Source organism: Microcystis sp. BLCC-F210 (genome assembly GCF_042134685.1).
GTDB lineage: Bacteria > Cyanobacteriota > Cyanobacteriia > Cyanobacteriales > Microcystaceae > Microcystis > Microcystis aeruginosa_D.
Map to the genome: position 1 here is coordinate 239,845 of NZ_CP169647.1, position 13,891 is coordinate 253,735.

13 protein-coding genes and 1 pseudogene are annotated in these 13,891 nt (G+C 38.3%); 4 read left to right on the forward strand and 10 right to left on the reverse strand.

Annotated features, from left to right (window positions below; translation table 11 throughout):
• Positions 1-343: 343 nt before the first annotated feature.
• Positions 344-754 (forward strand): hypothetical protein, encoded by a 411-nt coding sequence (locus ACE3JL_RS01205; protein ID WP_375328666.1) that lies wholly within the window; start codon positions 344-346, stop codon positions 752-754.
• Between the two features lie 147 nt (positions 755-901).
• A complete protein-coding gene (locus tag ACE3JL_RS01210; RefSeq protein ID WP_375329566.1) occupies positions 902-2,311 on the forward strand; it encodes an IS4 family transposase in 1,410 nt (469 codons plus the stop codon).
• A gap of 119 nt (positions 2,312-2,430) precedes the next feature.
• On the opposite strand, the gene ACE3JL_RS01215 is transcribed toward ACE3JL_RS01210, so the two are convergent.
• The 8 genes and pseudogenes from ACE3JL_RS01215 to ACE3JL_RS01250 form a co-directional block, all read right to left on the reverse strand.
• Positions 2,431-6,102: a CHAT domain-containing protein gene (locus ACE3JL_RS01215; RefSeq protein ID WP_375328667.1), complete on the reverse strand. Its 3,672-nt coding sequence runs from the start codon at positions 6,100-6,102 to the stop codon at positions 2,431-2,433.
• Positions 6,089-7,438 carry an AAA family ATPase gene (locus ACE3JL_RS01220; protein ID WP_103112652.1) on the reverse strand — a complete coding sequence of 450 codons (1,350 nt, stop codon included), beginning with the start codon at positions 7,436-7,438 and terminating at the stop codon, positions 6,089-6,091. The genes ACE3JL_RS01215 and ACE3JL_RS01220 overlap by 14 nt, the downstream gene beginning before the upstream one ends.
• Positions 7,439-7,617: 179 nt before the next feature.
• Positions 7,618-7,890, reverse strand: coding sequence for a hypothetical protein (locus ACE3JL_RS01225; RefSeq protein WP_375328668.1), 273 nt, complete (start codon positions 7,888-7,890; stop codon positions 7,618-7,620).
• A 125-nt stretch (positions 7,891-8,015) separates the two neighbouring features.
• Positions 8,016-8,237 (reverse strand): type II toxin-antitoxin system HicA family toxin, encoded by a 222-nt coding sequence (locus ACE3JL_RS01230; RefSeq protein WP_002790990.1) that lies wholly within the window; start codon positions 8,235-8,237, stop codon positions 8,016-8,018.
• Entirely contained in the window at positions 8,227-8,433 is a 207-nt protein-coding gene (locus ACE3JL_RS01235; RefSeq protein ID WP_002798743.1) for a type II toxin-antitoxin system HicB family antitoxin, read from the reverse strand. Before ACE3JL_RS01235 ends, ACE3JL_RS01230 begins: the two co-directional genes overlap by 11 nt.
• A 352-nt stretch (positions 8,434-8,785) precedes the next feature.
• On the reverse strand, positions 8,786-9,100 hold the full coding sequence (locus ACE3JL_RS01240; protein WP_271988040.1) for a HigA family addiction module antitoxin: 315 nt from the start codon (positions 9,098-9,100) through the stop codon (positions 8,786-8,788).
• A 9-nt stretch (positions 9,101-9,109) separates the two neighbouring features.
• Positions 9,110-9,229 (reverse strand): annotated as a pseudogene (locus tag ACE3JL_RS01245) (type II toxin-antitoxin system RelE/ParE family toxin); the annotation flags it as partial.
• Between the two features lie 45 nt (positions 9,230-9,274).
• Positions 9,275-9,616, reverse strand: a complete 342-nt coding sequence (locus ACE3JL_RS01250; protein WP_375328669.1) for a DNA-binding protein — start codon at positions 9,614-9,616, stop codon at positions 9,275-9,277.
• Between the two features lie 319 nt (positions 9,617-9,935).
• Here ACE3JL_RS01250 and ACE3JL_RS01255 point away from each other — a divergent pair, with 319 nt between their 5' ends.
• Together ACE3JL_RS01255 and ACE3JL_RS01260 are read left to right on the forward strand one after the other, a co-directional pair.
• Complete coding sequence (locus ACE3JL_RS01255; protein WP_002786275.1) at positions 9,936-10,151, forward strand: hypothetical protein; 216 nt, start codon at positions 9,936-9,938, stop codon at positions 10,149-10,151.
• Between the two features lies 1 nt (position 10,152).
• The gene (locus ACE3JL_RS01260) at positions 10,153-10,422 is read left to right on the forward strand and encodes a type II toxin-antitoxin system RelE/ParE family toxin (RefSeq protein WP_052277430.1); all 270 of its coding nucleotides are present in this window, start codon (positions 10,153-10,155) and stop codon (positions 10,420-10,422) included.
• Between the two features lie 368 nt (positions 10,423-10,790).
• On the opposite strand, the gene ACE3JL_RS01265 is transcribed toward ACE3JL_RS01260, so the two are convergent.
• Positions 10,791-11,093 carry a hypothetical protein gene (locus ACE3JL_RS01265; RefSeq protein WP_185239991.1) on the reverse strand — a complete coding sequence of 101 codons (303 nt, stop codon included), beginning with the start codon at positions 11,091-11,093 and terminating at the stop codon, positions 10,791-10,793.
• Between the two features lie 180 nt (positions 11,094-11,273).
• Positions 11,274-13,796, reverse strand: coding sequence for a glycogen/starch/alpha-glucan phosphorylase (locus ACE3JL_RS01270; RefSeq protein ID WP_375328670.1), 2,523 nt, complete (start codon positions 13,794-13,796; stop codon positions 11,274-11,276).
• Positions 13,797-13,891 lie beyond the last annotated feature (95 nt).

Below are 13,891 nucleotides of genomic sequence, written 5' to 3' on the forward strand. Positions count from 1 at the left end.
TTTTATAAGTTTATCCCAGAAAGGTTCGGGATCAACCACGGAGGCACAAAGAACACAAAGATTGATCGATCATAATGTAGGTTAAACTTATCATACAGAACCTAGAAGAGTCAATGTTTTACACACTTCATGTCAGATGAGCAACATTTCTCACCGCTACTACCAAATTATTACCAGCATTTTTAGGGTAATTTTCGTTAAGGTCAAAACCGTTAGCGACGAGACGATTATAAAGTTGCGGACAACCTAAAGCTAGGGATTGTCCTCACGGCATTTGGTGGGATTAGGAGCTAATAAGGTGAGATAATAGAAAAAAATTAGTTTTGGCTTTAAGGATGGTATTATGTCAGACACAACTCGTTTAACACCGGAACAAATTGCTCAGTACCGTATTGAATTTGCCGACAATGAGAATGCTTTAAGTGCGCTTGATGTTATTGAGGAATGGGAGGGAGATTTAGCAGATGCTGCTGAATCTATTGCCACTCGTAACGGTATTGAAGGAGTAGAAGATAATGCTGATTTTCGTTGGTTTGTTATTATTCTTAATAAATGTCGTGATACTATTTGTCAACCGAAATATGAAACTTTGCGAGAAAAATATTTACCCGCACTTATCCCTACTTTAACAGGTATTATTGTAGGATATTTGATGTGTCCTCCGCAAGTCGCGGGAATTTTATCTGCTATAGTTGCTGTTTATATTCAGGATCAAGGACTGGATAAATTTTGTCAAACTTCTTCCGATTCTTAAATCAAGGTTATCCCCCCCCAACCCCCCTTAAAAAGCTATCCATTAGTCAGATCTTTCTTAACAAAAAGAGAAGAAACTTAAAAAAAGGGGAAACGATTGACAGGTATAGTTTTGAAAGAAGGAATTAAGGTGGAGGTAAGCAAAAAAATGGAGAAATGGGCAGCCCAAGAATTACAGTATGCAGACCTAGGGGACACCAGAAGAAAGAAAAGGTTAATCAGTATCGTGGAAAACTTGGCCAGCCAACCTAGTACAAGTGTGCCACAAGCTTCGGGAAATCTAGCCGCAGCGAGTGCCACCTACGACTTTTGGAATTCCCCCTATTTTCACCCCTCAGATATAATTGCCGCCCAGGCCAAAAGTACAGTAGAAAGAATCAAAGAACATCCAATAGTTTTGGCAGTGCAAGACACAACAAGTTTAGACTTTACGACCCAAAAAGCCAAAAAAGGAATGGGTTATCTAGATTATAAAAAATCCTTTGGACTCAAAGTTCATACCACCTTAGGAGTGTCACCGCAAGGAATACCTTTAGGACTGATTAATCAATATGTTTGGGCAAGAGAAGAAAAGAATTTAGGGATTGCCAAGCAGCGAAAAAAAAGAGAAACCCAAGAAAAAGAAAGTCAAAGATGGTTAGATTCTGTATCAGAAACACAACAACAAATACCCGAAGATGTTCAAGTAGTAACAATCGGAGATTGTGAGGCAGACATATTTGATTTATTTGCCCAATCAAGAAGTCCTAACTCTCATTTATTAATTCGAGGAACTCATAACCGAAAAGTTAACTATCTCGAAGACAAGCAAAGGTCAGGGCATCCAGAGACTAAATATTTACATCAATCCATCAGAGAAATCAAAGCCTGTGGTAGCCTAGATGTGCAAGTAAAACGCAATCCTAATCACGAGGCTAGACTAGCTAAACTAACAGTTAGATTTGCCAGTTTTGAAATACAAGTACCTAGCCATCACTCGAAAGCGAACCCTCGTCAACCGGTCAAATTACAGGTAATTTTAGCTGAAGAAGAAAATCCGCCTCCCGGGGTTAATCCTATCAGTTGGCTCCTCTTAACTAGCCTAGACATTAGTAGCTTTGAATCAGCGATAAACTGCGTGCGCTGGTATAGTTATCGCTGGTTGATAGAACGCTATCATTTTGTTTTAAAAAGTGGTTGTGGATTAGAAAAACTGCAATTAGAAACGGGTCGGAGAATTGAGATGGCTTTAGCTACCTATTCAATTGTAGCCTGGAGATTACTCTGGTTAACTTATCAAGCACGCTTACACGGAGAGGAGAGTTGTGAAAGTTTTTTGGAAGAACATGAATGGCAATCTTTGTGTGCCACTATTCATAAAAAGAGTCCGCCGCCTGAAAAGCCGCCCTCCTTTAGGGAAGCGGTCAGAATGATTGCTTCTCTTGGGGGGTTTTTAGGTAGAAAAGGTGACGGTGAACCCGGTGTTAAAACTATTTGGTTGGGACTGCGAAGGTTACATGATATCAGCCAGACTTGGAAACTATCTCATCAAATTGGTCCCCCCATAGAACCCCCTTGAGCCATCTTGCACACTTTTCTCTTTTTGTCAAATTTTATGTTAAGAAAGATGTGACTAATGGATAGCTTAAAAAGGGGGGAGAATACCTCAACTTAATTGTATTCTCAAGGAACAATAGATTAAACCCCTGTAGCGATAAATGCAGTCCAATAATAGGGATTAGCAAAGGGATAGGGTTGACGTTTAACCGCAGCTTCTAATAAGTCTTGGAATTTTCTTCTATCCCGTTTACTCTCAAAAACTCGATCGAGTAATTGCTGGAATTTTTGACTATTTTTAATTCTGGTTAATTTTTTACTGTTCAATGTTCTTAACCATGTTTGTGTATTATTTAAAACAATAGCAATACTTCCTTGATCTTGGATAGAAATCCGTTTAAGATCGTGATAAAATTTAGTCATAAATAAGGTTGTTGCTAGGGTATCTACTGTCCAAAGGGTACTAACAACACTAGAACTACCTGCAAATAGAAAACCACTGGGTAAACCCACATATTCATCACTAATACTATCGGCTTTACTTTCGATTATACCACTTTCACAAGCAGAAAAAGTGACTAAACGACATTCTCTTAAGTCAAATTTTTCAAATACTTCTGCTAGGGTTAGGTTAGCTAATTCTCCTAAGTTACCGTCTGGATCTGCCAACATTAAAGCGGAATCTCTAGGGGATTCATTATTAAATTTACCATGACAGGAAAAATGAATACAATGAGATGCTTGTAACTCTTGACGACGGTTTTCTAGAGTTTGTTCTGATGCTTCTAATTCCCCAATAATAATGGTTTTTTCAGTGGCAAATCCTTGACTAATTCTCTCGATTTCTAGATTTGCTCCTAAGAGTGGTTTTAGGTCTTTTCTGGTGGGATTTTTAATAGCAAAAAGACGAGTAAAGTTTTCTCGCTGTGATAATTTTACCAGTTTTAAAAGTTGGCAACTGGGAACGTATCCTACACCATTAGAAAAGCGTTGATAGAGAAATTGTCCATCTTTTAGGGGTAAACAATGAAGGGTAATAATATGTAAAAACCAATGAGGAATTAGGATTAGACGAGAGCAGGATTTAGGAATCAGTTCTAAAAGTTCATCAATCTGGAGAATTTCTGATAGTTGATTTAAACAATCATTAAGATTATTGATCCACGCGGTTTTATTATTTTCATAAGCATCACGATAATCTTTAATAAAATTAATCAATTTTCCTCGATCTTCTGCTGAAGATTGCCAAACTTTAACCCCTTTTACCTCACTATCAAAATCCCCCCCTTTTGAAGGGGGGTTAGGGGGGATCAAACCCTCATTAGTAACAATAAACGCCATAATGCTATTCCCTGCAATATACCATTCTAAAATAGCAGTATCTTGATCAATCAAGGATTGAATCTCACTTAGAGGAATGCTTTCAACCTTTTGAGTTAAGCTAAAAGTGGGATCTATGGGGGTGATTTCTCGGTCAATGAGTTGATTTAATTCTTGTTTTAATTGATTGAGGTGAGTATAGTCATTTAAGATGGGTTGTCTTTGTTGATCTAGGGGTAAAATTTCTCCCCTATTGCGGGTTTGTTCTTGGATGGCTAACCGTTGTTCTTCGCCAATAATGGCACGACGGAGGCGATCTAATTCGGTAATAATTATTTGGGGGATATTACCTTTAGGATAGATATCTCGTTCCGTAAGCAATTGGACTAGATAGCGAGTTTTGCTACGTTCAACGTATTCTAAAGCGCGATCTGGTTTATTGAGGTTGAGATAGAATTGAACTATACCATAATAAAGGTCTATAGCGGCTGAGAGGATTTCTTGTTGTTGTTGGGGGTTTAATGCTTCTAGTAGGATGATTTCTGACGCTTCGATGGCTAAATTGTAGCCTTTGATAGCGGTTTCCCAGTCTTCGATTAGGTTAGCAGCATTCCCTAAGTTTCGTCCTGTTTGTAAACAATCTATGGGATAAGCAGTCGGGGTTATTACTTCTAAAGACTGGTTTAAAGCAAAAATAGCTAACTCTAAATTTTCTGCCTTTTCCCCTCTGATACGATCACTATAAGCATTGCCCAGATTATTTTGTGTCATTGCCCATTCATAAGGAAAGATATCGCGGGTATATACTTCTAATGACAGGTTATAAGCAACAATAGCTAACTCTAAATTTTCTGCCCTTTCCCCTCTGATACGATCACTATAAGCATTGCCCAGATTATTTTGTGTCATTGCCCATTCATAAGGAAAGCTATCACGGGTATATACTTCTAATGACAGGTTATAAGCTGCAATAGCTAACTCTAAATTATCCGCTCTTTCCCCTCTGATGCGCTTATTATAAGCATTCCCCAGATTATTTTGTGTTCCTGCCCATTCATAATGAAAGCTATCACGGGTATATACTTCTAATGACAGGTTATAAGCAACAATAGCTAACTCTAAATTTTCTGCCTTTTCCCCTCTGATACGATCACTATAAGCATTGCCCAGATTATTTTGTGTCATTGCCCATTCAGAAGGAAAGCTATCACGAGTATATACTTCTAATGACAGGTTATAAGCAACAATAGCTAACTCTAAATTTTCTGCCCTTTCCCCTCTGATACGATCACTATAAGCATTGCCCAGATTATTTTGTGTCATTGCCCATTGTTCAGGAAAGCTATCACGGGTATATACTTCTAATGACAGGTTATAAGCAACAATAGCTAACTCTAAATTATCCGCTCTTTTCCCTCTGATGCGATTACTATAAGCATTGCCCAGATTATTTTGTGTCATTGCCCATTCAGAAGGAAAGCTATCACGGGTATATACTTCTAAAGCAGAATTAAAACAAGAGATCGCCCTTTCTAAATTATCAGCTTTACTGCCTTGATTCTTGTCAAGATAAACATTACCTAAACTATTTTGAATTTTAGCCCATTTTTGAGAAAAATTTTGCTCAGAATAAACATTCAAAACCTGTTGATAAATTGTTTCTGCTTCCTCATATTTCTTTAATTTCTTATATACATAACCCAAGGTCTCAAGAGTGGCTACTTTTGTCGGTTCTAATGATGTTATTTGATTACTTAAATTCCAAGCTTCTAGCAAAGATTCTTCCGCTTTTTGTAACTCTCCTCTACGGTAATAAGCAACCCCTAATTGCTGTAAAGTTGTTATCATCATAGATATATTTTTTTCTGCTGAATACTCTGCAAATAATCTAGTTAATAGATCAATTCTTGCTTGAGTTTCTGATACTCCATCTCGTTCAAGAACCCGAGCAAAATTCACAAATTGACGATCAATATTTTTTTCTTCTGGTAGAGATTCAAACTTAAAAATACCTGATTTCCAAGCCCAAAAATCAGGGGCAAATCTAGCAAATCTAGTAATAGTATCGTTTTGTAAACAAAATAATATGGGATAAGGAACATCATAAGTAAAAGCGTCTCTAACAAAATTGAGATTTTGTAAAATAGGGGGATAATCCTTAAATCCGATAGAATTTTCTAATCCTTTGATAATTAACACTTGCTTTTTATCTTCTAAAGGGGGATTTTTAGATAAATAGTTTAAAATTTCATCTAATAAAAAACGCACCTGAGAATCATCTATATTTAAAACAATAAATTGTATATTTTGACATTGAGAATTATTCATTAAACTCTCAACTATCCAGTTAGCTTCCTCATTGCGGTTAACTTCAATAAAGCCAATAGTTAATCCTTCCGCAAAATCAATAAAAGTCAGTAACTCAGCTAATCTCTGCTGATTTTTTGCTAAAAATAGACGATTAGAAATAGAGAAAGATTTAGTTTCTAACATTTTCTAATACCTTTTTAAAAGCTTGAATAGATTCAACAACTGGATTGATATAGTTCCATCTATCATTACCATTATATTCTAAGGCAGAAGTATTAAATAACATAAGTTGTCCAATTTGATTGTTATTAATTTCCTTGTTTAAATAGACATTTACTAAATGAGTATAATGCTCATCAGGAATGACTCTTTCAAAATCAAATTGTACTTGTTTAATGGCAGTTTGTACGTCTTCACTATCAATTTTAGAGCCGCCTTTTGCATTTGCTGAAGTAATAGCAGTTCTCATCATTTGCATTAGTTGTCTAACATGACCGCCACTAGCTTTGGCTAAACTTAATAAATCATCGTAATTAGCAAAAATATCCTGAACATTAACCCTAACTTCAATTAATTTAGCAACAGCTTTTAAGGCTTCTTCTTGATAGTCTAAATCGGGCTTATTTCTTTGTAAATTGTAGATATTGATCATCGGGACAATATTAGAGTTATCGAAAAAATTATTGACTTTTTTAGCTGAATAGATTGTAGAAATTGGCACAGTATAAATAATATTGCATCCCAAGGCTTGTAACTGTGCTGCATAATCGAAAAATAAATGATCACCTACTTCTGGTGTTACTCGATCTAAATTGTCGAATATTACTAAAAATCCTTGATATTGAGGAAATTTTTGCTGTAATTTTCTAAACCCATCATCTAGTAAAAAATTTACATCAGCTTGTAAGCGAGAAATATCTTGTTCTAAGGTTTGACGAATTGTTTTTTTACGTTTATCAGACCCTTTAATTTGTGCTAATAATTTCACTAATAATTTAGCTACAAAAGGAATAGGAAAGGGAGAGGAACTAACATCTAAAGTTCCCGACATACTCACAGACTTCTCAACGGTTTCCTCTGTTTCTTCTGTGATATCTTTAAACCAAGCTTCAAAATTACTCAGAAGTTCATCATCAAACTTAATTCCTCGTTGTCTGAGTTCATATTCAATTTGCTTAATTAATACTAAATATAAGTCTATATAACGCGCATCTTCAATGTCAATTTCCCGATCAGCTTCTAAATAAACAATAAAATATTTCTCTTGCCATCTTTCCTGAATTCGCCTTAATTCTGTGCTTTTTCCACAGCCACGATGACCTGTAAATAAAATTGTTGTAAATTTTTCAGGTTCTTGAAATTCAAGAATTGTATCAACTTGACCTATAGCTTTGGTATTGCGAACTTTTGATAAATCAACATAATATCGTTTCATAGCTTCACCCCTTAGAGGATCAAGATTACAAACTCGGTAAGCTTCTTTGAGATTTTTGGCAAGATTAGTTTTGGTCATAGTCATTGAACAATATTATCTGAATAATCATAATTAATTATATTATAGCTTTTCAAAAAATACAATCTCCCTAAATCCAGTATCAGGGGGAACGCATCTTATTTTTGAAAGGTAGGCTGGATAAGGGTTTTCGAGATCATGGTTGATTTTTTCTGAAACGCTGAAAGTCTTATTAGATAAGGAATCTAGAATTTAGATGCGTTTGCCCTAAATCCAGTATTGACCAGTCGAAGGGTGAGAAACTGCCTCAACTGTTGCGCCATATTCCGTAACCAAGCAGCAGGATTATTATTTCCTTGTTGTTCTAACCATGTTGCATAGTTTTCCATCACCTGCAAAAATTCGGGATCAATCAATTCCTGATTTGCTTGCAGAATCTTATTGAGTTCCTCATCATCAGTACAAGCGAGCAACTGTTCTATTAAATTAATATATGCTTGGGCGCGTTGTTCATTCATTGTCTGTACTGTGATTAGAATGATTGAATGAGGGACTATGATGTTTTTTAGCGGATGACTCTATGATAGGATGAGTCCCCTTGATATAGGGCGATTATGACACAGAATGCTATAGAGGATATTAACTATAAACGCTCAAACTCATCAACCCTTAATCCCGCTTGCCTTAAAATACTGCTAATTGTACCGATTGTTACCTCCTTATAACAGGGAACAATCGTTGTCATTTTTCCTTCGGGAGTATCCTTGGCAAACTTAACATGACTCCCCTTTTGACTAACAACTTCAAACCCTGCCGCTTCCAACTTGCGTTTAATCTCACGATAAGATAAAGGCTTAAGCGGCATTGATTTCTACCTCTATCTTCTGTAATTGGGGAATAACTGTTGCACAAGGCGGTTCAAAATGTAATTCTAAAGCCTCTTGCAGATTGTTTAACGCCTCGGTTTCTGTTTCCCCTTGACTAGCAACATCAACCTCTAAACATTGGGCAACAAACCAATTATCTTCTTGAAAAATTCTCGCTGTAAGTACCTGTCTCATTTTCACTTTCCTGATTGAGCTTTCCATAATTATAGGTCAGGCTAGAATGACAGTCAATTAAATAATCATATAGATCATGCTTTAGACTTCTACATAACAAGATTCTATACTTTATATCCCGTAACCAAGCAACAGGAGTATTATTTCTTTGTTCTTCTAACCCTGTTGCATAGTCTTCCATCATTGTCTGTACTGTGATTGATGTGATTATGTGATGAACTGTGATTTTTTTTGAGAGAGACGAACCTTATGATTTAACGTGATACAATAAATATTCGTGATTGTCAAGGGGGGTCGCTGCCAAATTTGTTTGATATATTCCAAGTTTCTGCCTTAGAACATATCAAACAAATTACTTTTCTGCACAAATAACTGTCATTACAGCAACTTCTTTGTCCAATTGATCTCCTATTTCATCTTCAACAACGTCCAGATCGTAATCCATTTGTAATCCCAGCCAAAATCCCGGTGACATATCAAAATAACGAGCTAACCGAAGAGCTATATCCGCCGTGATACACCGCTTTCCTTGAACGATTTCGTTAATACATTGTTCGGGAACTCCAAGAGCCAGAGCTATTTGATTCTGACTAAGGTTCATTGGCTTGATAAATTCCTCTAAAAGAACCTCACCGGGATGAATTGGCATTAGTTTATCTTCATTCATTATTTTACCTCAATGATAATCAACGATTTCTACGTCTAGAGCATCACCGTTTTGCCAGACAAAGCAAATTCGCCATTGATCGTTAACCCGAATGCTATATTGACCTTCCCTATCACCAACCAGACGTTCCCTTCAGGTTCTACCTAAATACTACTTTTGCTTCAGGTGTCCTCTTTATTCGCGATCGCAAATAATCCAGCGATCAAATTGCAACATGAATTCAACCTTGATCGCTTCAAACGGGAACTCTACGCTCCCATCTGCTACACGACTCAGAATACCGACATTTAAAAGTGCCGTAATATCTCCATGTACTGCTTTAACATCCCGATGGACTCGCCTCGCCGCCTCACGGATAGAAATGGGGCCAGCACCGCACATAGCTTTGAGGAGTTCCCACCGCTTGGCAGTCAGAACTTTCCAGAGAAGTTCGGGGGTAGCAAAACTGATACGAACTTCTTTTTCTGCTCGACCCGTTTTCATCGCTTGAACAGCATCGGCAAGGGTGTCAGTCAAAGAGCGAACTTCAAGAACGACCGTGTTCATAATTCCACCTCAAAATGTCAGAGTTGAAGTCGGCCATCAATTGGTCTGGCGAAGAGAAAGCATAAAGAGACTCCACACCATCGAAATGACGGCGATCGCCTGTTCAATTAAATTAACATAAGTTTGTAATTTGGCTTCATCCATAACCGTACCCTTCAACCCCAAACTACCCTTAAAAATCATTATACATCAGAATTTATGGCGCTACTTGTTATTATTTGGTATATTATTGTATAGTTTCCCACAAAATGCCGGGAGATATAAAACTAATGATAATCCGAAGCGTTAAATGTTAGAAATTGAGTACCTGAGAGATACAAATGGTGAACTAACAGGGGTTGTTATCCCTATTAAAGTGTGGAAACAAATCTTTCCTGAAGCGGAAATTGCCTTAGATGAGTTATCGGATAGATTAGAAGATTATTGTCTAAGTCAAGCGATGGATGAAGCGATGTCAACCCCTTTATTAGACCGTCAAACAGCATTACAATATCTGGAGGAATAATTTGGAAGTTGAGTATCGCCAATTATTTTTAAAAGATTTAAAGAAGTTGAAAAAACAACCTATATATGATCAAATCGTCGATATTGCTTTTGAAAGACTCCCCTTAGCTATCAATTTGGAGGTTTTAAGTAATATTAAGGCGATGAAGGGTTATCCTAATCGTTATCGTATTCGTGTTGGTGACTATCGTATCGGAATAGAAGTACAAGGAAATAAGGTAGAAATGATGCGTGTTCTACATCGACGGGATTTTTATCGCTATTTTCCCTAATTTTAATTGGGTTCCTCATCATCAGTACAAGCAAGCAACTGTTCAATTAAATTAACATAAGCTTGGGCGCGTTGTTCATTCATTGTCTGTACTGTGATTGATGTGATTGTGTGATAAACTGTGATTTTTTTTGAGAGAGCGACCGTATAATATAATAAACACTCATGATTGTCAAAGATAACCCAATCATAGTCGATCATTCAATCACTCTCAATCATAGTTTAGACATTAGATTGTCTAAAAACAACCCAATCATAGTCGATCATTCAATCACTCTCAATCATAGTTTAGACATTAGATTGTCTAAAAACAACCCAATCATAGTCGATCATTCAATCATTATAATCATAGTTTAGACGGTATTGCAATTAAGGATTACCCGAAATAACAAACCTACCCACTGCCACTAAAAACCCTCCTACCGCCGTAATTAAAATACCAATTAATGTCCAAATTTGAGCCTGTTGTGAACCTTTAATTGCCTTAACATCTTCCCTAACCGCATTGATTTCTCCTCGTAGGGAATTAATCTCCACCTTTAATACCTGTCTTTCCCCCTTAGCTTCTGTTAACTCAATTTTGATGTCTGTAACATCTTTTTGTAAATTCTCTAATTTTTGATTAATTTGGGCTAAAATTTCCCCTAGGTTTTGTTCAATTATCACTGACATTTGTATTTTTCCTCATAATCAAAAAGCTCCCCCCATCATTCACCCTAAAACTCAAAATTGTTGAGCCAGTTTTTGGATGGCAAAAAATAATAAATTTCATCGTTTTCACCAAGCATTTTTGGGGCTACGGTCCCAAAATTCGGGCTAGTCAAAGACTAAACCCGAACTTGACCGAGTTTTTTAATCCTCTAAACTAATCTTGACCGGATTAACTTTCCAAATCTCTTGACAATATTCCCAGATTGTGCGATCGCTAGAGAATTTGGCCATACGAACCGAGTTAAGAATCGACATCCGCGTCCACTTGTCTCGATCGCGATAAGCTTCACTTACCTGTTCCTGACAATCAGAGTAGGATTGATAATCAGCTAAAAGCATATACTGGTCATCGTAGAGGAGAGAATCAACGATCGGCCTGAATAATTCCGTGTCACCATGGCTAAAATAACCACTCTTAATTCGATCGATCACTCCCTTCAATTCGCGATTATTTTTGTAATAGCTCATCGGTTCATAACCGTGGGCCTTCTTAGCATAAACTTCTTCTGCTGTCAAGCCAAAAAGGAAGAAATTTTCTGCCCCCGCTTCCTCGCGAATTTCGATATTAGCGCCGTCCAGAGTCCCGATGGTGAGGGAGCCATTCATGGCAAACTTCATATTACCGGTTCCGGAAGCTTCCTTACCCGCCGTAGAAATCTGTTCGGAAAGATCCGCCGAAGGATAGATGCGCTGACCCAAAGAAACGTTAAAGTTAGGCAGGAAAACCACTTTTAAACGACCTCGGACATCAGGATCCTTATTGACAATTTCAGCCACAGCATTAGTTAACTTAATAATTAACTTCGCCATAAAGTAACCGGGGGCTGCCTTACCACCAAAGATAAAAGTGCGCGGCACAATATCGATCTGAGGGTTCTGTTTAATGCGATTATAAAGGGCGATAATGTGCAGAACTGCCAGATGTTGGCGTTTGTATTCGTGAATCCGTTTTACCTGCACATCGAAAATCGAATTAACATCCACCTCGATATTGCGGGTTTTCAGCATATAAGCCGCTAAATCGGCCTTATTCGCCTGTTTAATTTCATACCAACGCTGACGAAATTCGGGATCATCAAGGTATTGTTCCAGTTTTCGCAATTCCTTCAGGTCTTTTAACCAATTATCGCCGATTTTTTCGGTAAATAGTGCCGATAATTGGGGGTTGCTCAATAAAATCCACCGGCGCGGGGTGACACCATTGGTTTTATTGTAGAATTTTTCCGGCCAGAGCATGGCAAACTCTTTCAGGGTGTCTTTTTGCAGTAACTCGGTGTGTAAGGCAGCGACTCCGTTAATCGAGTGACTACCCACACAGGCTAAATTAGCCATGCGAATTTGTTTATTACCCCAACCAGCTTCTTCAACTATCGACAATTTGCCCAATAATTCCTCGTTATCGGGAAACCAAGTCCGCACATCGTCGAGGAAAAAGTGATTGATCAGGTAGATAATTTCTAGATGTCGGGGCAGCAGTTTGCCGATCAGATCCGCCGACCAACGTTCTAGGGCTTCTGGCAATAGGGTATGATTGGTATAAGCGAAGGTTTTTTGGGTAATTGTCCAAGCTTTTGACCATTCTAAGCCGTTTTCATCCACTAACAAACGCATTAACTCAGCGATCGCAATGGCGGGGTGAGTATCATTCAGTTGAATAGCGGCGGTTTCGTGGAAATTTTGCAGATTTTTGTGGCTTTTTAGGTGAATGCGAATTAAATCTTGCAGGGAAGCGGCCACAAAAAAGTATTGTTGGGCCAGACGTAATTCGCGACCGGCGGGGGTGTTATCGTTGGGATAAAGGACTTTAGAAATGGTTTCCGCGTCCATTTTTTCAGCCACGGATTGATCGTATAACCCAGCGTTAAAAGCCTCAAAATTAAACGATTCACTCGCTTCTGCTTTCCAGAGACGCAAAGCGTTCACCGTGTTGGTTTTGTAACCCGGGACGGGGGTATCGTGGGGAATGGCTAAAACCCGACGTTCCGGCAGCCACTGGACCCGTTCTTGTCCCTTATCATCGTGATAGATTTCCGTCCGGCCCCCCAGTTTTACTTCCACACTTTCATCGGGACGGGGTAATTCCCAAGGATTGCCGAAGCGTAGCCAGTTATCGGGGATTTCCACCTGCCAACCGTTTTGGATGATTTGATGGAAAATGCCAAATTCGTAGCGGATACCGTAACCGATGGCGGGAATTTCCAAGGAAGCAAGAGAATCAAGGAAACAAGCCGCTAAACGCCCTAAACCGCCGTTTCCGAGGCCGGGATCTGGTTCCTGTTCGATAATTTCCTCAAAATCAAGACCTAACTCCTCGATCGTCTCTTTGATTAGGTCATAAATACCCAAATTAGCGAGATTATTACCTAAATACCGCCCCATGAGAAATTCGGCCGAGAAATAACAGACGAGTTTAACTTTTTCTTGTTTGTAGGTGTCGGTGGATTTCAGAAAACGACGCAGCAGGCGATCGCGAACGGTGTAGGCAAGGGCGACATAGTAATTGTAGGGACTAGCATTAGTGCGGTTAACCCCTTGCAAATAAAATAGATTGTCCAGAAAAGCCCGTTTTAGGGTTTCGGGACTCATACCGGTGCGATCGTCTTCAACTAAAGTGGGGCATTGAAGTGCTTCACGCCCATCAGCTAGGGTAGAGGTTGTCTCCATGGGTTTTTGTTGTCCATATATTCGGGAGTCGATCGCCGATCAGACCTGATGACGATATCCTTTATAGTTTACTTGTTACCTTTTGGAGAGACTCA